This is a genomic window from Streptomyces sp. NPDC093261 (genome assembly GCF_044753645.1).
Classification (GTDB): domain Bacteria; phylum Actinomycetota; class Actinomycetes; order Streptomycetales; family Streptomycetaceae; genus Streptomyces.
Genome location: NZ_JBIVNO010000001.1, coordinates 1,065,247 through 1,086,182 on the forward strand (window position 1 = coordinate 1,065,247; position 20,936 = coordinate 1,086,182).

Annotated in this window: 15 protein-coding genes and 1 pseudogene; 14 read left to right on the forward strand and 2 right to left on the reverse strand. The window is 71.3% G+C overall.

The genetic code is table 11. The features are described from left to right. Positions 1-1,027: 1,027 nt before the first annotated feature. Complete coding sequence (locus ACIP94_RS04795) at positions 1,028-2,308, forward strand: DUF11 domain-containing protein (protein ID WP_402419521.1); 1,281 nt, start codon at positions 1,028-1,030, stop codon at positions 2,306-2,308. A gap of 242 nt (positions 2,309-2,550) precedes the next feature. Next, positions 2,551-3,282, forward strand: a complete 732-nt coding sequence (locus tag ACIP94_RS04800; RefSeq protein ID WP_402419524.1) for a L,D-transpeptidase — start codon at positions 2,551-2,553, stop codon at positions 3,280-3,282. A 451-nt stretch (positions 3,283-3,733) separates the two neighbouring features. Here the strand turns inward: ACIP94_RS04800 and ACIP94_RS04805 are convergent, their stop codons facing one another. Both ACIP94_RS04805 and ACIP94_RS04810 read right to left on the reverse strand, forming a co-directional pair. Further along, a complete protein-coding gene (locus ACIP94_RS04805; protein ID WP_402419527.1) occupies positions 3,734-4,315 on the reverse strand; it encodes a hypothetical protein in 582 nt (193 codons plus the stop codon). A 249-nt stretch (positions 4,316-4,564) separates the two neighbouring features. Further along, positions 4,565-4,804, reverse strand: a complete 240-nt coding sequence (locus ACIP94_RS04810; RefSeq protein WP_402419530.1) for a chaplin — start codon at positions 4,802-4,804, stop codon at positions 4,565-4,567. A gap of 250 nt (positions 4,805-5,054) precedes the next feature. Between ACIP94_RS04810 and iolC the strand changes: the two genes are divergently transcribed. From iolC to ACIP94_RS04870, 12 genes and pseudogenes are all read left to right on the forward strand, one after another. Beyond that, on the forward strand, positions 5,055-6,044 hold the full coding sequence (gene iolC / locus ACIP94_RS04815; protein WP_402419533.1) for a 5-dehydro-2-deoxygluconokinase: 990 nt from the start codon (positions 5,055-5,057) through the stop codon (positions 6,042-6,044). A gap of 113 nt (positions 6,045-6,157) precedes the next feature. Further along, positions 6,158-6,685 (forward strand): annotated as a pseudogene (locus ACIP94_RS04820) (deoxyribose-phosphate aldolase); the annotation flags it as partial. A gap of 7 nt (positions 6,686-6,692) precedes the next feature. Continuing rightward, positions 6,693-7,514 carry a 5-deoxy-glucuronate isomerase gene (gene iolB, locus ACIP94_RS04825; protein WP_402419536.1) on the forward strand — a complete coding sequence of 274 codons (822 nt, stop codon included), beginning with the start codon at positions 6,693-6,695 and terminating at the stop codon, positions 7,512-7,514. Continuing rightward, positions 7,511-9,394: a 3D-(3,5/4)-trihydroxycyclohexane-1,2-dione acylhydrolase (decyclizing) gene (gene iolD, locus ACIP94_RS04830; protein ID WP_402419538.1), complete on the forward strand. Its 1,884-nt coding sequence runs from the start codon at positions 7,511-7,513 to the stop codon at positions 9,392-9,394. The genes iolB and iolD overlap by 4 nt, the downstream gene beginning before the upstream one ends. Positions 9,395-9,408: 14 nt before the next feature. Then, positions 9,409-10,911 (forward strand): CoA-acylating methylmalonate-semialdehyde dehydrogenase, encoded by a 1,503-nt coding sequence (gene mmsA, locus ACIP94_RS04835; protein ID WP_402419541.1) that lies wholly within the window; start codon positions 9,409-9,411, stop codon positions 10,909-10,911. A 377-nt stretch (positions 10,912-11,288) separates the two neighbouring features. Then, positions 11,289-12,689: an APC family permease gene (locus tag ACIP94_RS04840; protein WP_402419544.1), complete on the forward strand. Its 1,401-nt coding sequence runs from the start codon at positions 11,289-11,291 to the stop codon at positions 12,687-12,689. A gap of 364 nt (positions 12,690-13,053) precedes the next feature. Further along, the gene (locus ACIP94_RS04845) at positions 13,054-15,843 is read left to right on the forward strand and encodes an alpha/beta fold hydrolase (RefSeq protein WP_402419546.1); all 2,790 of its coding nucleotides are present in this window, start codon (positions 13,054-13,056) and stop codon (positions 15,841-15,843) included. After that, positions 15,840-16,703: an ABC transporter permease gene (locus ACIP94_RS04850; RefSeq protein WP_402419548.1), complete on the forward strand. Its 864-nt coding sequence runs from the start codon at positions 15,840-15,842 to the stop codon at positions 16,701-16,703. Before ACIP94_RS04845 ends, ACIP94_RS04850 begins: the two co-directional genes overlap by 4 nt. A gap of 591 nt (positions 16,704-17,294) precedes the next feature. Then, positions 17,295-19,214, forward strand: coding sequence for an AMP-dependent synthetase/ligase (locus tag ACIP94_RS04855; RefSeq protein WP_402419550.1), 1,920 nt, complete (start codon positions 17,295-17,297; stop codon positions 19,212-19,214). A gap of 258 nt (positions 19,215-19,472) precedes the next feature. Further along, positions 19,473-19,814 carry an RdlA protein gene (locus tag ACIP94_RS04860; protein ID WP_402419553.1) on the forward strand — a complete coding sequence of 114 codons (342 nt, stop codon included), beginning with the start codon at positions 19,473-19,475 and terminating at the stop codon, positions 19,812-19,814. Positions 19,815-20,061: 247 nt separating this feature from the next. Then, entirely contained in the window at positions 20,062-20,253 is a 192-nt protein-coding gene (locus tag ACIP94_RS04865) for a chaplin (RefSeq protein ID WP_402420384.1), read from the forward strand. A 136-nt stretch (positions 20,254-20,389) separates the two neighbouring features. Next, positions 20,390-20,936: chaplin (locus ACIP94_RS04870; RefSeq protein ID WP_402419556.1), on the forward strand; the 547-nt coding region annotated here is incomplete at its 3' end.

Below are 20,936 nucleotides of genomic sequence, written 5' to 3' on the forward strand. Positions count from 1 at the left end.
ACATCGGCCGGGCTGGGCGTGGGCTGCCGGCGCGACCGGACGCTGGAGGAGCTCAGCGTCGAGAGCCGGACGCCGTGGCGCTGTGACCGGCGGCCCCTCGGCCGCTCCGCACGGCGGGGAGTCGGTGCAGCAGAGGTGCGCGCGCGTGGGCGGATGGCTGGACAAGACCGCACAGGTGCCGGGCCGGACGATCGCCGCCGTGCAGCCGGAGATCGTACGGGCCGTCGTGGTCCGGGTGCCGGCGGCACCGAGTCGGCCTTCTCCTGGATCGACGTCCTGCCCTTGGCCGCCACCGAGTTCACCGGCCGTGCCGGACGATGGAACATGCCCCTGCCAGCGGCGCTCGGCCGCCGCACCGATACCGGCGCTCCCTGAGAACAATCACCCGTCAGGTTCACCCCCGGGTCGCCCTCGGGGGCCTTCCGGCGGCCTTCGGGACGACGGCCCGCCTGCGATCGCGGAGTTTTATCCTTAACACATTTTCCGGTCGACGGGGAACCCGAAGAGACCGGAACGCACCTGCCGGAAGTCGCGAAGTCGCCGGAAGTCGCGCGAGAAGTCGCCGGAAGTCACAGGGACTCGAAGGGCTGATTTCCACGCCTCGAACCCTCTTTTGTGAAATTGCGCATGACGGAGTCACAGACCCCTCCGAGCAGGCACAACCGCCTGCGGCCGCCCGGCCGGTCCGTAACGAGTGCGCTGACATTCCCTATTCATTCGACATTCAACCGTCAGCAAATCATCGCCCATCTCACGCGACGTCACACACGTCCAACACGCCCCGCCGAGCAATGCTCCATTGGAACTAAAAAATCCTGAAATACCGCGCCAGAACAGCCCGATAAATGCCCCGTGTGCTGTTCTTCAACTGAAATCTTCCGACAGGCCGCTTCCGGCAGCGGACGCTTGGGCGCCGGCTGCATCAGGCCTCCTGCATGAAGGGTCAATCCTCGTGAGTCAAGGTAACGGCATGCGCCCCGGCGCTCGACGCGCAAGCGCAGTGTCGGCGCTCACCGTCGTGGGCATCATGACCGCGCTGACTGCGGGCATGGCTTCCTCCACCGCGGTCGCCGCCCCCAGCCACTCCGTCGCCAAGGTGAAGGCGGCGCACTCCCCGGCGCATTCCCCGGCGCAGTCGCGGCAGATCGGCGTCGACCTCGCGGTGACGAAGACCGGCCCGGCCTCCGCGACGGAGGGCCAGAGTGTCACCTACGTCATCACGGTGACGAACAACAGCTCGGTCCCCTCCAGCGGCTACACCGTCACCGACTACCTTCCGACGGGCATCCGCGGCGTGGTGCCCCCCGCCGGTTGCAGCATCCCCGCCCCGGGTCGGCTGACCTGCACCCACGGTCCGCTGGCGGCCCACGACAGCGCCACGATCATCGTGGCCGGCACCGCCGGCCAGGGCTTCACCAACCTCCACAACATCGTCGTCGTGGAGGGCGTAGAAGCGGACCCGGACTACAGCAACAACGCGGCCGCCGTGCGCACCACGGTCGAGCGTTCGCCTGTGGACCTGGCGCTGTCCAAGTCGGGTGCGTCCTCGGCACCCAACAACGGCCAGGTGACCTACACCCTCACGGTGAGGAACAACGGCCCGGCCGCCTCGACCGGCTGGGTCATCACCGACCAGCTTCCGTCGGCTCTGCACGGCCCTTTCACCACGTCACCGGGCTGCAACGTCTCCGCCGGCAACCTGCTGACCTGCACCGGCGGTCCGCTGGCCTCGGGCGGCACCGCCACGGTCACCGTGACCGGCTTCGCCGGCCCGAACTTCGACCGCGTCCGGAACACGGCGACGGTCCGGGGCAACGACTTCGACCCGAACCTGGGCAACAACACGGCCAGCAACCGGGTCGGCCGGGCCGCCCTCCGGTTCACCAAGACCGTCGATGCGCCCCGGACGATCAGGCCGGGTGACACCGTCCGGTACACCGTCAGGGTCCGCAACGACGGGGACATGGACTTCGTGGGCACCAACCTGGCGCACTTCACGGACGATCTGAGCGGCCTGCTGGACGACGCCCGGTTCAACGACGACGGGACCGCCAACGTCGGCGTCGTCGGCTACGCCGAGCCGCGGCTCACCTGGACGGGTCCGCTCCGGCAGGGCGAGACGGCGGTCATCCGCTACTCGATCACCGTCGACCGCCAGGACTTCGGCGACCTGCGACTGCAGAACGGGCTGGTCTCCGACAACCCGGGCAGCAACTGCCCGACGGCCGACGCCAGCAGGGAGTGCTCGACGCTCGGCACCGTCCATGTCCAGGACAAGGACATCAGGTCGCGCGTCACTCAGCGATAACGACCGGACGAGCAGTGCCCCGGGCCGCAGGTCGGACCCGGGGCACCGTCGTGTTCGCGGTCAGGATGCATGGCCGACCCGCCGCGCGCATATGACTGAGTGTCATACATCGTTCACGTCAGCCCTCATTGGGGTGAGAGCCAAGGAAATTTCGTTTTATGCGAAGAAAGGGCGTCAACGGTTCCGTGGGACACATCGGAGGGCCTCGCGTGACAGCAGGCCACGGGCACCAGGAGGAACCGATGGCACAGAGGTCACGCGTCCGCTGCGGACACGGTCGCCTCGTCGCTCTGGCCGTCATGGCGGGCTCCCTGGTGATGACCGGCGCGCCGGGGGCGTCGGCCAAGGGAGCAGCCGGAGTTCGTCCCCCGGGAGACGGCGACACCCCGATGTGCCGCCTCACCGCCGGGCCTTTTCAGCGCCAGGTGGAGAAGGACCTGGGCCTGCCCCAGGACGGAGAGCAGTCGGAGCAGGACTGCGCGGCGATCCGGAAGCTGCAGAACACGTACGGCATCAGTCCGGCGGACGGCTATGCCGGGCTGGTGAGCCATCGGGCCGCGGTAGTGGACTGGGCCACCCGGCACAAGGCCACGCTCACCGGTTGTGCCGGGCGGTCGAGGCGCCTGGTCTGTGTCGACCAGACGCACCAGTTGCTGTGGGTGCAGCAGGACCGGAAGATCGTCTTCGGCCCCGTCCCCGCCCGAACCGGGATGCCCGGCCACCGCACCCGCAACGGGTCGCACAGGATCTACAGACGGGTGGAGAAGTTCTGGTCCAGTCTGTACGACGCCGCCATGCCGTTCAGCCAGTTCTTCGACCGTGGCCAGGCCCTGCACGCCAGCTACCGCCCGATCTTCGAGGACCCGGGCTCCCACGGCTGTGTGAACCTCCGCTACGAGGACGCCAGGAGACTGTGGTCCATGCTGCACGTCGGCGACGGCGTCACCGTCTGGGGCACCCGCGAGGGCGCCTGACCCCGCACGCCGGTTCGGCAGGGTTCCGCCGTCGACCAGGAGGGGGCTGACATGCGGCTTCGCTGCACACCGCCCCCGACTGCTCGTCACCCCCCATCCGGGGTACGTCTCCCGCGCCAACCGCCCGACGTAACTGCGGCGAGGCCGTCGAGGAGATCCAGGCGTTCCTTGGCGGAAAGCCATGGCGTTCCTTGGCGGAGAGCCGGTGCGTCGCCTCGGCTGACCGCGCCGGCCGTCCCGGAACACCCTGACCGCGCCGGCCGTCCCGGAACACCCGGGCACGCCGACAGCCGTCGGCGTGCCTGACGGCCGGCCGGCGGCTGTGCGGTGCGGGCGTCGCTGCGACTCGGGTCGATGTGCGTGACTCGGGCCACCGCGCGCCGCGGGACTCGGATCGCCGCGCGTCTCGTCAGACGCTACGGGACCCGGGTCGTCGCGGGCTGCGGAACACTCAGCTCGTCGAGTGCGACGGCATGGGCGTCAGCAGGGTCGGTGCGGAGGGCTTCGGCGAGGGCACCGCCGGAAGGCTGGGCGGAGCCGACAGGTCGGAGGGGCTGGGGAGGGGCAGCAGCTCGCCGGTGACGAAGCCCGCGGCGAGGACCTTGACGAGATCGTTCACCACCGCCGTGGCCGCCGGCGCGACCTGGGTCGTGTCGTCGGAGGTGGCGGCCGCGAGCAGCTTGTCGGTCGACTGCCGCAGGTCGGCGATGGCGTCGTCCTCGCCGGCGTCCGGGGCGTTGACGGCCGGTGAGCCCATGCTCACCTTGGCGATGGCGTCGTCCACCGCCTTGCCGAGCCGGGCCGCCTGGTCGGCCGGGATCCGGCCGTGGTCCGCCTTGAGTACGGCGTTCAGCAGATCGGTGACCGGGCGCACCAGGACATCGGCGCTCGGGGGGAGGGGGGCCGTCTCCGCGGGGACGCGGCCACGCGGAGCGGCGTGGTCGGCCGCCACGGCGGCCGGTCCGGTGATTCCGATGAGCAGCATGGCGCAGAGCGCGGAGGAGGCAAAGCGCCGCGCGGGCAGAACACGCATGATGTTCCTTTCGTCGTGAGGCTTGGTGCCTGAGATTCACCGTGAAAGGGGACATCGCGGTCTGCAACCGTTCGGCCGCGCGGTGTAGCTGGAAGGGGTGACGTCATTGACCCTGTTGTGCCTGGTGGGGCGGCCTGTGAAGAAATCGAAACGCGCACCACCCGTTCGGCGCAACGGCCGCGCGCACCCGGACATACGCCGACCGGCCGCTTCCCGAGGGAGAACGGCCGGCCTGAGGGGTCCGCGACGTCAGTTGGTGGCGCAGTTGTTCGTGGCCGTCGGGTTCAGCAGGCCGATGACGGTGGCCGTGACCCCGCAGACGTTGGCCGGAACGTGGACCGGGGCCTCCGCAACGTTGCCCGAGACGATGCCCGGCGAGGAGTCGGCGGCGGCGCTGGCGCCACTGTCGGCGGCGGCGATACCGGCGGTGCCCGCCACGGCCGCAGCGGCAACGGTGGTCAGGGCCAGGCCCTTCGCGATACGCGACATGGAGAGATGCTCCTTGGAAGTCGTCACAACAACCGGGCGGTATGCCCGACGTTGAGTCAACTGCGAGGCCCCCGTCCTGGTTGCGCCCCCGATGGGGTGATCTCCTGAATTGCCGGACTTCACGGTCGGAGCGCCGACTTCCGGCCACCCCGAGGCCACGTCAAGCTGTCGTCCGAATGTCCGGACAAAGGATTGACAGCGCTCCCTGCGCGCGGCTAGACCTGGGGACAGCCGATGTGAAGGGAACTCGATGGAGGAGTCCGAGGAGTGGGGCCCGCACGACGCCGGCGCCCCGTACGACCTGATCACCATGGGCCGGATCGGCGTGGATCTGTATCCCTTGCAGACGAGCGTGCCTCTGCCCCAGGTGACGGCCTTCGGGAAGTTCCTGGGTGGGTCGGCCACGAACGTCGCGGTCGCCGCTGCTCGCCTCGGACGCCGTACGGCGGTGATCACGCGCACGGGCGACGACCCCTTCGGCACCTACCTCCATGAGGCGCTGCGCGACTTCGGCGTGGACGACCGCTGGGTGACCCCGGTCGCGGGGCTGCCGACTCCGGTCACGTTCTGCGAGGTCTTCCCGCCGGACGACTTCCCGCTGTACTTCTACCGCCTGCCCAAGGCGCCGGATCTGGAGATCGACGCGCACGAGCTGGACCTGGACGCGATCCGCGCCACGCGCATCTTCTGGATGACCGGCACGGGCCTGAGCGAGGAGCCGAGCCGCACCGCGACGCTCGCCGCCCTCGCCCACCGCGCCGGGTCCGGTACGACGGTCTTCGACCTCGACTGGCGCCCCATGTTCTGGCGGGACGCCGGCTGCGCGCGCCCGTTCTACGCCGAGGCCCTGCGCCACGCCACGGTCGCCGTCGGCAACCTCGACGAGGTGGAGATCGCCACCGGGGAGCGCGATCCGCACGCCGCCGCCCGTGCCCTGCTCGACGCCGGCGTCGCCCTCGCGGTGGTCAAGCAGGGACCGAGGGGCGTGCTCGCGGTCAGTGCCACGGGCGAGTCGGCCGAGGTGCCCCCGCTCCCGGTCACGGTGCTCAACGGCCTCGGCGCGGGCGACGCCTTCGGCGGATCGCTCTGCCACGGGCTGCTCGCCGGCTGGGACCTGGAGCGGATCATGCGGTATGCCAACGCCGCGGGGGCGATCGTGGCCTCCCGTCTGGAGTGCTCGTCCGCGATGCCCACGCCTGCCGAGGTCGAGGACGCCGTCACGGCGGGAGCGGTGCGATGAGGGCGGGACACCTCGGGGGCACCCGGCACGAGGGCGACACCGGCGCCGTCCGCCGGGACGACGCGCGCGTGCGCGACCAGGAGAGCACCGCCGCGCCCGGGAAGCCCGCCTGGCTGGACGACCGGTTCACCGGCCATCGGCCGCGGGACATCGAGCGGCTCGGCTTCGACGCGGGCAAGCTGCTGCTGCGCATCGGCTACGACGACCCGGGATCGCTCGACACCCTCAAGTCCACCGCCCGGGTGATCGACGAGAGGGCCGAGCGCCCGCTCCCGGTGTTCGTCGAGCCGTTGATCAGCCGCCGCACCCCCGAGGGCCGGGTCCGCAACGGCCTCGGCGCCGAGGCCGTGATCAGGTCCATCGCCATCGCCAGTGGACTGGGCGGCAGTTCGGCGTACACCTGGCTGAAAGTCCCCGTGACCGAGAACCCGGACGACATGGCCCGGGTGATGGAGACCTCCACCCTGCCGGCCGTCCTGCTCGGCGGCGATGTCGGCGGGGACCAGGAGGGCGCGTACGAGAAGTGGCGTGGAGCACTCCAATTGCCCACCGTCAAGGGCCTGGTGGCCGGCCGTTCGCTGCTGTACCCCGCGGACGGCGATGTCGCCACGGCCGTGGACACCGCCGTAGGACTTCTGTGAGGGCCGCATGAGCAACGAGCTGTACGTTCCCCGGGGCGCGACCACGAACGCGCAGTACACCCTCGACATCGACCCCAAACGGGCCGGCTGGAGCCACAGCAGCCTGCGGATCGTGGAACTGCGGCCGGGCGACACGCATCTGTTCACCACCGGTGACAGCGAGTGGATCGTGCTGCCCCTCCAGGGCACCTGTACCGTGCGCATCGAGGGCGCGACATTTCAACTCCTGGGCAGGGACGACGTCTTCGCGGGGGTATCGGACTTCGCGTACGTGCCCCGGGACGCCCAGGTGCAGATCGCCTCCGGCGCGGGAGGCCGCTTCGCCCTGGCAGGAGCGAAGTGCGAGCGCCGACTCCCCGCCCGCTACGGCCCCGCGCCGGAGGTTCCCGTCGAAGACCGCGGCAGCGGCGGCTGCGCGCGCCAGGTGCGCAACTTCGCCTCGGCCGACGCCTTCGCCTGCGACAAGCTCATCGCCGTCGAGGTGATCACGCCCGGCGGCAACTGGTCCTCGTACCCGCCGCACAAGCACGACGAGACGCGGCCGGGCGAGGAGACCGAGCTGGAGGAGATCTACTACTTCGAGATCGAGGGCCCGCACGGATTCGGGTACCAGCGCGTATTCCCCTCCCGCGAGGGCGGATCCGACGTCCTCGCCGAGGTCCGCACCGGCGACGCCGTCCTGGTCCCCGACGGCTGGCACGGCCCGTCGATCGCCCAGCCCGGGCACACCATGTACTACCTGAACGTCATGGCCGGGCCGGGTCGGGAGCGCCAGTGGCGGATCCGCTTCCACCCGGACCACGTACAAGGCACAGGGGGATACCGATGACCTCGACGACGAGGCTCACGGTCGCTCAGGCGCTCGTACGCTTCCTGGCCGCCCAGTACACCGAGCGCGACAGCGTGCGCCGCCGGCTGATCGGCGCCACCTGGGGCATCTTCGGCCACGGCAATGTCGCGGGCCTCGGGCAGGCGCTGGTCGAGTACGGCGATGCGATGCCCTTCCACCAGGGCCGCAACGAGCAGGCGATGGTGCATGCGGCGGTCGGCTACGCGCGGCAGTCGAACCGGCTCTCCACCCACGCGGTGACGACGTCGATCGGCCCCGGGGCCACCAACCTCGTCACGGGCGCCGCCCTCGCCACGATCAACCACCTCCCCGTCCTGCTGCTGCCCGGTGACGTCTTCGCCACCCGTCCGGCGGATCCCGTGCTCCAGCAGCTCGAGGTCCCTCATGCCGGTGATGTGTCCGTCAACGACTGCCTGCGGCCGGTGTCAAAGTACTTTGACCGGATCACCCGTCCGGAGGCACTGATCCCGGCCGCCCTCCAGGCGATGCGCGTGCTCACCGACCCGGTCGACACGGGCGCGGTCACGCTCGCGCTGCCGCAGGACGTCCAGGCGGAAGCCTTCGACTGGCCGCTGGAGTTCTTCGCCGAGCGGACCTGGACGGTGCGCCGCCCGGGCCCCGACCCGGTCGAGCTCGCCGATGCCGTCCAGGCGGTCCGCACCGCCCGGCGCCCGCTGCTGGTGGCCGGCGGCGGCGTCCACCACAGCCGCGCCGAGGAGGCGCTCGCGGAGTTCGCCGAGGTCACCGGCATCCCGGTCGCCTCCACCCAGGCCGGCAAGGGCTCGCTGCGCTGGGACCACCCGCAGGACATGGGCGGCATCGGCCACACCGGCACGGCGGCCGCCGACGAACTGGCCCGCACCGCCGACCTGGTGATCGGCGCCGGCACCCGCTACACCGACTTCACCACCGGCTCCGGCACCCTCTTCTCCGGGGACGGCGTGCGCTTCCTCAACCTCAACATCGCCCCGTTCGACGGCCACAAGCTCGCGGGGCTGCCGCTGGTCGCCGACGCGCGCAGCGGCCTGGAGGAGCTGACCGAGGCGCTGCGACTGCACGGGTACCGCGTCGACCTCCGGTACGTCGCCGAGTACACGGAGGACAAGCAGCGCTGGGAACACCGCGTGGACGCCTGCTTCGAGGCCGGCGAGCCGGATGTACGTCCGACGCAGCCGCAGGTCATCGGCGCGCTGGACGCCGTGGTGGACGAGTCCGACATCCTCGTCAACGCGGCCGGCTCGCTCCCCGGCGATCTGCACAGACTCTGGCGCACCCGGTCGCCGGACCAGTACCACCTGGAGTACGGCTACTCGTGCATGGGCTACGAGATCCCGGCCGCGATCGGCGTGAGGATGGCGGCACCCGAGCGGCCGGTGTGGGCGCTGGTCGGTGACGGCACCTATCTGATGATGCCGACGGAGATCGTCACCGCCGTGCAGGACGGGATCGCCATCAAGGTCCTGCTCGTGCAGAACCACGGCTACGCGTCCATCGGCGGCCTGTCGGAGTCCGTGGGCGGGGAGCGGTTCGCCACCGCCTACCGCTTCCGGGCCCCGGACGGCGCCTACACGGGGGCGCCGCTGCCGGTGGACCTGGCCGCCAACGCGGCCAGCCTCGGCATGCGCGTGCTGCGCGCCAAGACCGTGGGCGACCTGCGCGCCGCGCTCGCCGAGGCGCGCGCCGCGGACACTCCCACATGTGTCTACGTGGAGACCGAAACCGCAGACACTGTGTCGGGCGCACCTCCGGCGCAGGCCTGGTGGGATGTACCCGTGGCCGAGACCGCGACACGGCCGTCGGCGGTCAAGGCGCGTGAGGAGTACGACCGGCACGTCTCGACCCGACGCCGCCATCTGTGAAGGAGTTCTTGGGCATGACGAAGATCGTCAACCACTGGATCGGCGGCAAGACCGTCGAAGGCGCCTCGGGCACGTACGGGCCGGTGACGGACCCGGCGACCGGCGCGGTCACCACCCAGGTCGCCTTCGCGACCGTGGACGAGGTGGACGCGGCCGTGGCCGCGGCCAAGGAGGCGTTCGCGACGTGGGGGCAGTCCTCCCTCGCGCAGCGCACGTCCATTCTCTTCAGGTTCCGGGCGCTGCTGGACGCGCACCGCGACGAGATCGCCGAGCTGATCACCGCCGAGCACGGCAAGGTGCACAGCGACGCGCTCGGCGAGGTGGCGCGCGGCCTGGAGATCGTCGACCTGGCCTGCGGCATCAACGTCCAGCTCAAGGGTGAGCTGTCCACGCAGGTGGCGAGCCGTGTGGATGTGGCCGCGATCCGGCAGCCGCTCGGTGTCGTCGCGGGCATCACACCGTTCAACTTCCCGGCGATGGTCCCGATGTGGATGTTCCCGATGGCGATCGCGTGCGGCAACACCTTTGTGCTGAAGCCGTCCGAGAAGGACCCGTCGGCGTCCGTCCGTCTCGCCGAGCTGCTCGCGGAGGCGGGTCTGCCGGACGGCGTCTTCAACGTCGTCCACGGTGACAAGGTGGCCGTGGACCGGCTGCTTGAGCACCCGGACGTCCAGGCGGTGTCCTTCGTCGGCTCGACCCCGATCGCCCGCTACATCCACACCACCGCCTCCGCGAACGGCAAGCGCGTGCAGGCCCTGGGCGGCGCCAAGAACCACATGCTGGTGCTGCCGGACGCCGACCTGGACGCGGCGGCGGATGCGGCGGTCTCCGCGGCATACGGCTCGGCGGGCGAGCGCTGCATGGCGATCTCCGCCGTGGTGGCGGTCGGCGCCATCGGCGACGCACTGGTGGAGAAGATCCGCGAGCGCGCCGAGAAGATCAAGATCGGTCCGGGCAACGACCCGGCCTCCGAGATGGGCCCGCTGATCACCAAGGCGCACCGCGACAAGGTGGCGTCGTATGTGACGGGCGCGGCGGCGGAGGGGGCCGAGGTCGTCCTGGACGGCACCGGTTACACCGTCGAGGGCCACGAGGACGGCCACTGGATCGGCATCTCGCTGCTGGACAGGGTGCCGACCACGGCGAAGGCGTACCAGGACGAGATCTTCGGCCCGGTGCTGTGTGTGCTGCGGGCGGAGACGTACGAGGAAGGCGTCGCCCTCATCAACGGCTCGCCGTTCGGCAACGGCACCGCCATCTTCACCCGGGACGGCGGCGCGGCCCGCCGCTTCCAGCTCGAGATCCAGGCGGGCATGGTCGGCGTCAATGTGCCGATCCCGGTCCCGGTGGGCTACCACTCCTTCGGCGGCTGGAAGGACTCGCTCTTCGGCGACCACCACATCTACGGCAACGACGGCACGCACTTCTACACCCGCGGGAAGGTGATCACCACCCGCTGGCCCGACCCGTCCGAGGCCCCGGCGGGCGTCGATCTCGGGTTCCCGCGCAACCACTGAGCGACCTCGTCACCCCTCGTCCAGGCCGTCCGGATACCGGACGGCCTGACATTTTTTTGACGCCCTCGCTGCGGTTCCCGTGTGGGCGGCACCAAACGGATGACGCAGGCTCAAGCAGCCCTTCGCCTTGGAAAGCAAGGTCGAATCACTCAAGAGCTTGGCTAATGAGACAGATTGACGTCATTCCCTGTGAAAGCAACGTGACACAGCTCGCTTTACAACTGCGGATTCCGAAGGTAATCGGCCATTGACGCGCCTGTTTTCGTCGGGGTTCCATGCAGCGCACCGGGAGAGGACGAGCAGCAGGACGACCAGCCTCCGGAGGCGATAGCGCTCCCGCCCGAACCACCGCCGCACGAGTCGATCGGAACCGCCGCATGACCGACACGCTCCGCCCTGTCGAGAACTCCGTCGCCCAGGCACCGGAGAGCAGTCCCCAGACGCTCAAGCGTTCCATCGGCGTCGTCGGCGGCACCCTGCTCACGCTGTCGTGTGTGACGCCCGCCTCCACTCTCTTCGTGGTCGTCCCCGACCTGTTCGGCTCGCTGGGCACCGCCACCGCCCTCACGATCGCCATCGGCTCCCTGCTCTGTATCGCCGTGGCGTTCTGCTACTCGGAGCTGGGCACCCTGATCCCCAGCGCCGGCGGCGAGTACGCCATGGTCTCGACACTGGCCGGACGGCTCGCGGGCTGGCTGGTCTTCGTCCTGTCCCTGCTGGTCGTCATGATCGTCCCGCCGGTGATCGCCATGGGCACGGCGGACTACCTCGCACCGGTCGTCCACCTCGACCCGGCGATGACGGGCGCCGGTGTCATGCTGCTGGCCACCCTCGCCGGACTGCTGGACCTGCGCGCCAACGCCTGGATCACCGGCATCTTCCTGGTGCTGGAAGTGGTGGCCGCGGGCGTCGTCGCGGTCCTGGGCTTCACCCACGGCCGACGCGGCCTCGGCAGCCTGGTCTCGATGCAGGTCGCCGGCTCCGGCGGCCACACGGACACCGTGACGGCCATGCTGGTGGTCTCCGGACTCGCCATCGCCCTCTTCGTCACTCAGGGCTTCTCGACCGCCGTCTACCTCTCCGAGGAGCTGGAGAACCCGCGCCGCAACGTCGCCCGCACGGTCCTCGCCACCCTCGCCATCTCCACCGTCGTCATCCTGGTGCCGGTCGTGGCCATCACCATGGGCGCCTCCGACCTGAAGGCGCTCACGAGCGGCGACATCAGCAGCATGGTCACGGCCTGGTCCAACTCGGCCGTCGGCACCTTCGTCAGCCTGTGCGTGGCGCTCGCCATCATCAACGCGGGCATCGTCATGGTCATCCAGAACTCCCGTGTGCTGTTCGCCTCCGCCCGTGACAAGGCCTGGCCCGGGCCGGTCAACAACGGCCTCGCCAAGCTCGGCCGCTTCGGCTCCCCGTGGGTCGCCACCCTCGTCGTCGGTGTCCCCGGCGCGCTGCTGTGCTTCGTCAACCTCGACACCCTCTACGGCGTGACGGGCGTCTCGGTGACCGGCATGTATCTGCTGGTGGCGGTCGCCGCTCTGCTCGCCCGGCGCGGTGCGCACCGGCACACGCCCGCATGGCGGATGCCGCTGTGGCCCGCGATGCCGCTCCTGCTGATCGCGGTCCTCGCCTACATCCTCAGCCGGCAGGAGGTCGGCTATCTGCTGTGGACCGGCGGCATCACCGCGGCGGCCACCCTGTACTGGGCGTTCTACCTCCGGCCCCGTCGCGAGTCCCGCTGGCTGGTGTCGATCCCGGAGGACGCGCAGGCCTGAGGCCCCAAAGCGGACCGGCCCTGCCGGCGCCCCGGGCGATGGGACGACATCCACGCCGGCGAGTGGCCTGACACCCGGGCGTCGGCCCTGCCGGCCCTCGCGACGGGGGACCGCTCTCCTCGAAAGGCGCGCCCAGCACCGCGAAGCCGTGGGGTTCGCCTCCCGCACCGCGTTGCAGCCCGCCGGCCCGGCTCCCAAGGGAGAGTCCCGAGGTGGGCGGGCCGAGGCCTCCGGCCGGGACGGTCGCCCGTGCCGGCGTACCACGGCTGCGGTACGCGGCCTCGGGTCCGTACGCCTGTGGGAGGGGCCGGAGTTCCGTCCGGCGGCTGCCGCGGTTGTCGGTGGCGGCCTTTACCGTTGACGCATGGATCTTCGACTACCCGCGGTCCGGGGGCTGCGCCGAGGGGCCGTGGCCGCCGTCGCCGCGGTCGTCCTCGTGCTGGCCGGCATCGGCGCGTGGTCGGCCGTCGCCTCGGGCGACGCGCCTGCCGTGCACCGCGCCGACAGGGTCATGGACATGGGCGGCGGCGTGCGGATCGACACGTCGTACTTCACCGCGGGTTCCGCCGGTCGCCGCCCGGCCGTCCTGCTCGCCCACGGCTTCGGCGGCAGCAAGGACGACGTCAGAGGCCAGGCGGAGACACTCGCCCGGGACGGATATGCCGTGCTGACCTGGTCGGCGCGCGGCTTCGGAAGGTCCACGGGAAGAATCGGGCTGAACGACCCCCAGGGCGAGGTCACCGACGTCTCGAAGCTGATCGACTGGCTGGCGACGCGGCCCGAGGTCGAGCTGGACAAACCCGGCGACCCGCGCGTGGGCATGGCGGGCGCGTCGTACGGCGGGGCGATCTCCCTGCTGGCGGCCGGTCATGACCCCCGGGTGGACGCGATCGCGCCGGCGATCACGTACTGGAACCTGGCGGACGCCCTGTTCCCGAACGGCGTGTTCAAGAAGCTGTGGGCGGGTGTCTTCCTGAACTCCGGCGGGGGCTGCGCCAAGTTCACCGCCGAGCTGTGCCGGATGTACGACCGGGTGGCGGAGTCCGGCACGCCCGACGCGCAGGCGCGCGCCCTGCTTCAGGAGCGCTCCCCGTCCGCCGTCGGCAAGGACATCAAGGTGCCCACGCTGCTCGTGCAGGGCCAGTCGGACTCGCTGTTCCCGCTCGGCCAGGCGGACGCGGCGGCCAAGGCCATCCGGGCGAACGACGCGCCCGTGGACGTCGACTGGATCGCGGGCGGGCACGACGGCGGCGACCTGGAGACGAACCGGGTCCAGGCGCGTGTCACGGCGTGGTTCGACCGCTATCTCAAGGACGAGAAGGGCGTGGACACCGGACCCGCCTTCCGGATCACCCGGACCGGGGGCATCGACTCCACGGACGGCGCGGCCCTGTTGCGCGGCGCGAGCGCGGACAGCTACCCCGGTCTGGAGAGCGGGCGGCGGACGGTCCCGCTGGCCGGCCGCGAGCAGAGCTTCGCGAACCCGGCCGGCGCGAGCCCGCCCGCGATCTCCGCGCTCCCCGGCCTCGGCGGCGCCGGCGGCCTGTCCCAGCTCTCGTCGCTGGGCATCGGGGTGTCACTCGACTTCCCCGGGCAGTACGCGCACTTCGACTCGGCCCCGGTCCGCGACGACCTGTGGATCACGGGATCGCCGACGGTGACCGTCCATGTGGCATCGACGAGCGACGACGCCGTGCTCTTCGGGAAGGTCTACGACATCGGCCCGGGCGACGGCCGGCCGGTGCTGCCCTCGCAGCTCGTCGCGCCCGTACGGGTGACCGGCGCCAAGGACGGCAAGGACGTCACGCTCACCCTGCCCGCCATCGACCACGAGGTGCAGAAGGGGCACCGGCTGCGGCTGGTGCTCGCCTCAACGGACCTCGGCTACGCGTCCCCGGCCGCGCCGGCCACCTACCGGGTCTCCCTGAAGGGCGGCCTCACGGTGCCGACGGCCCCGGGCGTGACGACCGCTGAGGCCCCGCTGCCCTCCTGGGTGTGGTGGCTGCCGCTCGCCGGAGCGGTGGCCGCGGCGGCCCTGCTCCTGACGGGCCGCCGCCGTACGACGGCAGCGGCTCCCGACCCCGCGCTCGCGGATGTCCCGTTGCAGATCACGGGCCTGAGCAAGCGGTATGCGAAGTCCGCCGACCGGTACGCGGTGCGGGATGTGTCCTTCCGGGTGGAGAAGGGCCAGGTGCTGGGTCTGCTCGGGCCGAACGGCGCGGGCAAGACCACCACCCTCCGCATGCTGATGGGCCTCATCACGCCGGACGGCGGAGAGATCCGCGTCTTCGGCCATGCGATCCGCCCCGGCGCACCGGTGCTGTCGCGGGTCGGCGCCTTCGTGGAGGGGGCGGGTTTCCTGCCGCATCTGTCGGGCCGCGAGAACCTGGAGCTGTACTGGCAGGCGACCGGCAGGCCGGCCGAGGACGCGCACCTGGACGAGGCGCTGGAGATCGCGGCGCTCGGCGAGGCGCTGTCCCGCGCGGTGCGCACCTACTCCCAGGGCATGCGCCAGCGGCTCGCCCTCGCGCAGGCGATGCTCGGGCTGCCGGATCTGCTGATCCTGGACGAACCGACCAACGGTCTGGACCCGCCGCAGATCCGCGAGATGCGCGAGGTCATGATCCGGTACGCGGCCGGTGGCCGCACGGTCATCGTCTCCAGCCATCTGCTGGCGGAGGTCGAACAGTCCTGCACACACCTGGTGGTCATGGACCGCGGCCGGCTGGTGCAGGCGGGACCCGTGAGCGAGATCGTGGGCTCCGGCGACACCCTGCTCGTGGGCCTGGCAGCCGATATCGCCGACCCGCTGGTGGAGAAGGTGGCCGCGCTGCCCGGCGTCTCGTCGGCGGTACGGACGGAGGGCGGACTGCTGGTGCGCCTCATCCCGGCAGTGGAAGCGGGCGGCTCCCCGGTGGACACCCCGGAGCACGTCGCCTCGGCCGTGGCGGCCGTGGGCCCCGCAGAGCCCGCTGCCTCCGCCGTCTCCCCCGCCGTCTCCTCCGGCGGGTCCGCCGAGCCGGTCGTCTCCGGTTCCGCGGCCGCGGCCCGGCTGCTCGTCGAACTCGTCCGGCTCGACGTGCCCGTGGCCTCGCTCGGGCCCCACCGTCGGCTCGAGGACGCCTTCCTCACCCTGATCGGAGGTTCCGCATGAGTGCGCTCGCCGAGCGGGCCGAGACGGCCGACGGATACCGGGCGCGCCGGACGCTCCCGCTCCGTGTCGAGCTGGTCAGACAGCTGAAGCGGCGCCGGACGCTCGTCATGGGCGCGATCCTGGCCCTGCTGCCGTTCGTGCTGGTCGTCGCCTTCGCCATCGGCGGCGACCCGGGCTCCCGCAACGGGCAGGTCACGCTCATGGACACGGCGACCGCGTCGGGCGCCAACTTCGCCGCGGTGAACCTCTTCGTCTCCGCGGGGTTCCTGCTGGTGATCCCGGTCGCCCTGTTCTGTGGGGACACGGTCGCCTCCGAGGCGAGCTGGTCCTCGCTGCGCTATCTGCTCGCGGCACCCGTCCCGCGCGCCCGTCTGCTGTGGTCCAAGCTCGCGGTCGGGCTGGGGCTGAGCCTCGCGGCCATGGTGCTGCTGCCGGTCGTCGCGCTCGCGGTGGGGACGGCGGCCTACGGCTGGGGACCGCTGGAGATACCGACGGGCGGCGCCCTGCCCGCGGGCACGGCGGCCGAGCGGCTCATGGTCGTGGTGGCGTACATCTTCGTCTCCCAACTGGTCACCGCCGGACTCGCGTTCTGGCTGTCGACCCGCACGGACGCGCCGCTGGGCGCGGTGGGCGGCGCGGTGGGCCTCACGATCGTCGGGAATGTGCTGGACGCGGTCACCGCGCTCGGCCACTGGCGCGACTTCCTGCCCGCGCACTGGCAGTTCGCCTGGGCGGACGCCGTCCAGCCCCGTCCCGAGTGGTCCGGCATGATCCAGGGCGCGGCGGTTTCCATCACGTACGCGCTGGTGCTGTTCGCGCTGGCCTTCCGCGGTTTCGCGCGCAAGGACGTCGTGTCCTAGGACGACGGAGGATCTCCCACCGGTGTCTGCGGCCGTCCGCCGTGGCCGGTTCGAGATCCATCCGCAACGTCCGTGCCGCACATCGGCGCCCCTTCCGCCGTCACAGTCACAGACATCGACCGCAGATGTCGACGCCGGCGGACGGCGGGGCGCCGATGGGCGGGCGGGTACCGGACAGGGCGACCTCGCGGCACGCCGCTCGCGCTCACGCTCGCGGGCGGACTGCCGCTCACCGGCCGCGCGGGAGGCGCCTCGGACCCGGGCTGCAAGCCGCCGCGGCGGCCGCGTACTTCGCGGACGACCTGCGACGGTCCGCGTCGGGGTCGACCTCGCTCCCCGGCGGCCCCGGTCTCCCCCGCGCTCGCCGAGCGCACCGGTGCCCTGGCATCGCGCGCCCGGGACGCCGATGTACGTGATCTGGCCTCGGCGACCCGGCAGGCGTCCCGGCCGCGGGACGCCGGTTGACCCCGCCACCGCGCGCGCCGACCACCGAAGAACCTCGGTGCGCACCATTGAATTCTCCTGACGCGTAAGTAAGTTGACTCTGGAGTAAGTACGCATCTCCGCACCCGAGCCGCGACCGGAGCCGTCATGGGCGTACGCAGGGATCTGAAACGGGCACAGCAGCGCGGCGATCTCGCGGCCCGCACCACGGTCGAGCTGGTCAGGGACGAGGCCGGCGCGGTCCGCGAGGTGCGCACCGCGCCGCTGGTGCCGCCCGCCGTCACGGGCAGCACCGCCGATCTGCCCTTCACCAACGCGGCCGAGGCACCCGACGCCGTGGTGCTGCGCCGTCAGGAGGGCACCGGCTGGCGGCCCGTGACCGCCGCCGACTTCGCCGCCGACGTCACGGCCACCGCAAAGGGGCTGATCGCGGCGGGCCTGGAGCCGGGCGGCCGCGTCGCGGTGATGTCCCGCACCCGCTACGAGTGGGCGGTCCTCGACTTCGGGATCTGGGCGGCGGGCGGTCAGACGGTCCCCGTCTACCCCACCTCCTCCGCAGAGCAGGTCGAGTGGATCGTGCGGGACGCCGGGGTCCGTCTGGTGATCGTGGAGAGCGCCCGGAACGCGGCCACTGTCGCCACGGCGACGGCCCGCCACCCCGAGCCCCCACGGGTGTGGTGCCTGGACGCGGACGTCCTCGGCGGGCTCCCCGGCCTGGGCCGGGACGTCCCCGGCGAGGAGGTCACCAAGCGCCGTAGCGCACTCACCCCCGACACGCCGGCGACGATCTGCTACACCTCCGGCACCACCGGAGCGCCCAAGGGCTGTGTCCTCACCCACGCCAACCTGCACGCGGAGGCCGCCAACACGGTCGAGCTGCTGCATCCGGTCTTCAGGGCGGTCACCGGCCAGGACGCCTCGACCCTGCTGTTCCTGCCCCTCGCCCACATCCTCGGCCGCACCCTCCAGATCGCCTGCCTGCTGGCCCGCATCGAGGTGGGCCACTTCCCGAGCGTCAAGCCCGACGAACTCCGGCCGGCGCTGCGGTCGTTCCGGCCCACGTTCCTTGTCGGTGTGCCGTATCTCTTCGAGAAGATCCACGACACCGGGCGGGCCACCGCCGAGAGGATCGGCCGCGGCGCGTCCTTCGACCGGGCCGACCGGATCGCGGTCCGCTTCGGCGAGGCGCATCTGAACAGGTTCCTGGGCACCGGCAAGGGCCCCGGCCCCGGCCTGTACGCGGCATGGGCGCTGTACGACCTGCTGGTGTACCGGCGCATCCGCAGGGAGCTGGGCGGCCGGATGCGCTACGCCATCAGCGGCGGCTCACCGCTCGACCGCGACCTCAATCTGTTCTTCTACACGGCCGGGATCATCATCTACGAGGGCTACGGCCTCACCGAGACGACCGCGGCCGCCACCCTCGTCCCGCCCCTCGGGCCACGCCCCGGCACGGTCGGCCTCCCGGTCCCGGGCTCGGCCGTCCGCATCGCCGACGACGGGGAGGTCCTGATCAAGGGAGGTCTGGTCTTCGGCGCGTACTGGAACAACCCGGCCGCCACGGACGCCGTCCTCGCTGGGGAGTGGTTCGCGACGGGCGATCTCGGCACCCTCGACCAGGACGGCTATCTGACCATCACCGGCCGCAAGAAGGACATCCTCATCACCACGGGCGGCAAGAACGTCTCACCGTCCGTGCTGGAGGACCGGCTGCGCAGCCGCCCGCCCGTCGGCCAGTGCATCGTCGTCGGCGACAAGCGCCCGTATGTCGCGGCCCTGATCACGCTGGATCCCGAGGCGGTCGCCCACCGGCTCGCCGTGCGGGGGCTGCCCCCGGAGACGCCGATGGCGGAGGTCGTCCGTGACCCCCGGATCCGCGCGGATGTCCAGAAGGCCGTCGACCATGCGAACCAGGCGGTCTCCCGGGCCGAGTCCATCCGCAGGTTCGCGCTGGTCGAGGGCGAGTTCACCGAGGAGAACGGCCTGCTCACGCCGTCCCTGAAGATCAGGCGCCAGGCGGTGACGACGGCGTTCGCGCGGGAGATCGAGGAACTGTACGAGGACTGAGCGGCCGGGCCGCCCCGGGCCGTCGCCCGGCGGTTTCCCGGCGGCTTCGCCGCACGGGTCCGCGGCGGCCCACGTCACGCGCAAGGCCCCTGCCCGCACAGGGCCGTTCGGCCCGTGATCCGGGCCCGCATTACCGCTATGAGCACAATTACCGTTCCCCGGACGGCCAACCGGGTGAATCGCCGAAACCATTGCCGCCACATGCCTGGTTGGTGGCAGGGCAGAACACCTGTCTCTGCCAGGAAAGGAATGCGAAAAATGCTCAAGCAGGCAATGGCCGTGGCAGCGGTCGTGGCTTCCGTCGTCGGTGCCACGGCGGCGGCCGCTCCCCAGGCGCTTGCCCTCGGTGACGACGGGCGCACCACGTCCACCGGCTCCACCGCCGCCCCGGCCATCGACTCGGCCGCCGTCCCGGGCACCCTCGGCGACCCGACGGCCGGGGACGGCATGAGTCCGCAATCCTCCCTGGTGCCGGCCTCTTTGGACCGGCTCGGTGCCGGTCTGCCCGCGCGGACCGGCACCGGGTCGGTGATCGGTGCCGTACCGGTCGCGACCCAGGACACACCACTTCTCCCGGGCGGCCGCGCGACCGCCGGCTGAGTACCCGGCGTCAATACCCGGTACTCGTCTTGCGTGTGAATTCGGCGATGGCATTCGGGTGAATTGCCCGGCGCCCTCCGATCGGGAGTTGCTTCGGTCGTCTATTCCTCGTTTCACAGACTGCAGGTCGTGCGGCGAGCCGTTCAAGCTGTGCTCGCTCGGTTTCGGCCGTCACAGGGGCACGACCGCGAAGAAGGGAAAGTACGTGAAGCACAAGAAGAGCGCCGCCGTCGTCGCCGGTGCCATCATGGCGCTCGGCATGGCCGCCCCGGCCATGGCCGACTCCGGCGCCGAGGGCACCGCGAGCACCTCCCCGGGTGTCGGCTCCGGGAACCTCGTCCAGGTCCCCGTGGACATTCCGATCAACGTCTGCGGCAACACCGTCAGCGTCATCGGGCTGCTCAACCCGGCCGCCGGCAACGGCTGCGCGACCACCTGACGTCATGGCCGCCGACGGCTGACATCGTCACACATCAGCTGCCGGGCTGTGTCTCGGCCGGCCTTGGACTCCTCTTTCCGGTTCCAGGGCCGGCCTTCCCACTTCACCCACTTCTACCAGCAGGAAGACAACGAGATTGCGACAGACCCTGAGCAGGGGAATGGTCGCGGCAGCCGCCGCGACGGGCATTCTGTCCCTGTGCGGCAACCCGGTGTACGCGGACTCACACGCCGACGGCACCGCGAACGGATCGCCCGGCGTCGGCTCCGGCAACAGCCTCCAGGTCCCGGTGCACGTCCCGGTCAACATCTGCGGTAACACGGTCGGTGTGATCGCCGCGTTGAACCCCGCCTTCGGCAACGCCTGCGGCCACGCCTCCGGCGGGGGGGCCACGGCGACGGGTGCCCACGCCACCGGCGCCACGACCGACTCGCCCGGCGTCGCCTCCGGCAACAACGTCCAGGTCCCCGTGCACGTCCCGGTCAACGCCTGCGGCAACAGCGTCAACGTGGCCGCCCTGTTGAACCAGGCGTCCGGCAACTCCTGCGGCGAGGCCTCCGGCACAGGTACCTCCTCCACGGGCGCGCACGCCACCGGCGCCACGACCGACTCGCCCGGCGTCGCCTCCGGCAACAACGTCCAGGTCCCCGTGCACGTCCCGGTCAACGCCTGCGGCAACAGCG

Coding starts and splice junctions, on each gene's coding strand:
- ACIP94_RS04855 (WP_402419550.1), top strand. CDS start 17,295: ATGGGCGTACGCAGGGATCTGAAACGGGCACAGCAGCGCGGCGATCTC.
- iolB (WP_402419536.1), top strand. CDS start 6,693: ATGAGCAACGAGCTGTACGTTCCCCGGGGCGCGACCACGAACGCGCAG.
- iolD (WP_402419538.1), top strand. CDS start 7,511: ATGACCTCGACGACGAGGCTCACGGTCGCTCAGGCGCTCGTACGCTTC.
- ACIP94_RS04800 (WP_402419524.1), top strand. CDS start 2,551: ATGGCACAGAGGTCACGCGTCCGCTGCGGACACGGTCGCCTCGTCGCT.
- ACIP94_RS04840 (WP_402419544.1), top strand. CDS start 11,289: ATGACCGACACGCTCCGCCCTGTCGAGAACTCCGTCGCCCAGGCACCG.
- ACIP94_RS04850 (WP_402419548.1), top strand. CDS start 15,840: ATGAGTGCGCTCGCCGAGCGGGCCGAGACGGCCGACGGATACCGGGCG.
- ACIP94_RS04810 (WP_402419530.1), bottom strand. CDS start 4,804: ATGTCGCGTATCGCGAAGGGCCTGGCCCTGACCACCGTTGCCGCTGCG.
- iolC (WP_402419533.1), top strand. CDS start 5,055: ATGGAGGAGTCCGAGGAGTGGGGCCCGCACGACGCCGGCGCCCCGTAC.
- ACIP94_RS04865 (WP_402420384.1), top strand. CDS start 20,062: ATGGCGCTCGGCATGGCCGCCCCGGCCATGGCCGACTCCGGCGCCGAG.
- ACIP94_RS04845 (WP_402419546.1), top strand. CDS start 13,054: ATGGATCTTCGACTACCCGCGGTCCGGGGGCTGCGCCGAGGGGCCGTG.
- mmsA (WP_402419541.1), top strand. CDS start 9,409: ATGACGAAGATCGTCAACCACTGGATCGGCGGCAAGACCGTCGAAGGC.
- ACIP94_RS04860 (WP_402419553.1), top strand. CDS start 19,473: ATGCTCAAGCAGGCAATGGCCGTGGCAGCGGTCGTGGCTTCCGTCGTC.
- ACIP94_RS04805 (WP_402419527.1), bottom strand. CDS start 4,315: ATGCGTGTTCTGCCCGCGCGGCGCTTTGCCTCCTCCGCGCTCTGCGCC.
- ACIP94_RS04795 (WP_402419521.1), top strand. CDS start 1,028: ATGACCGCGCTGACTGCGGGCATGGCTTCCTCCACCGCGGTCGCCGCC.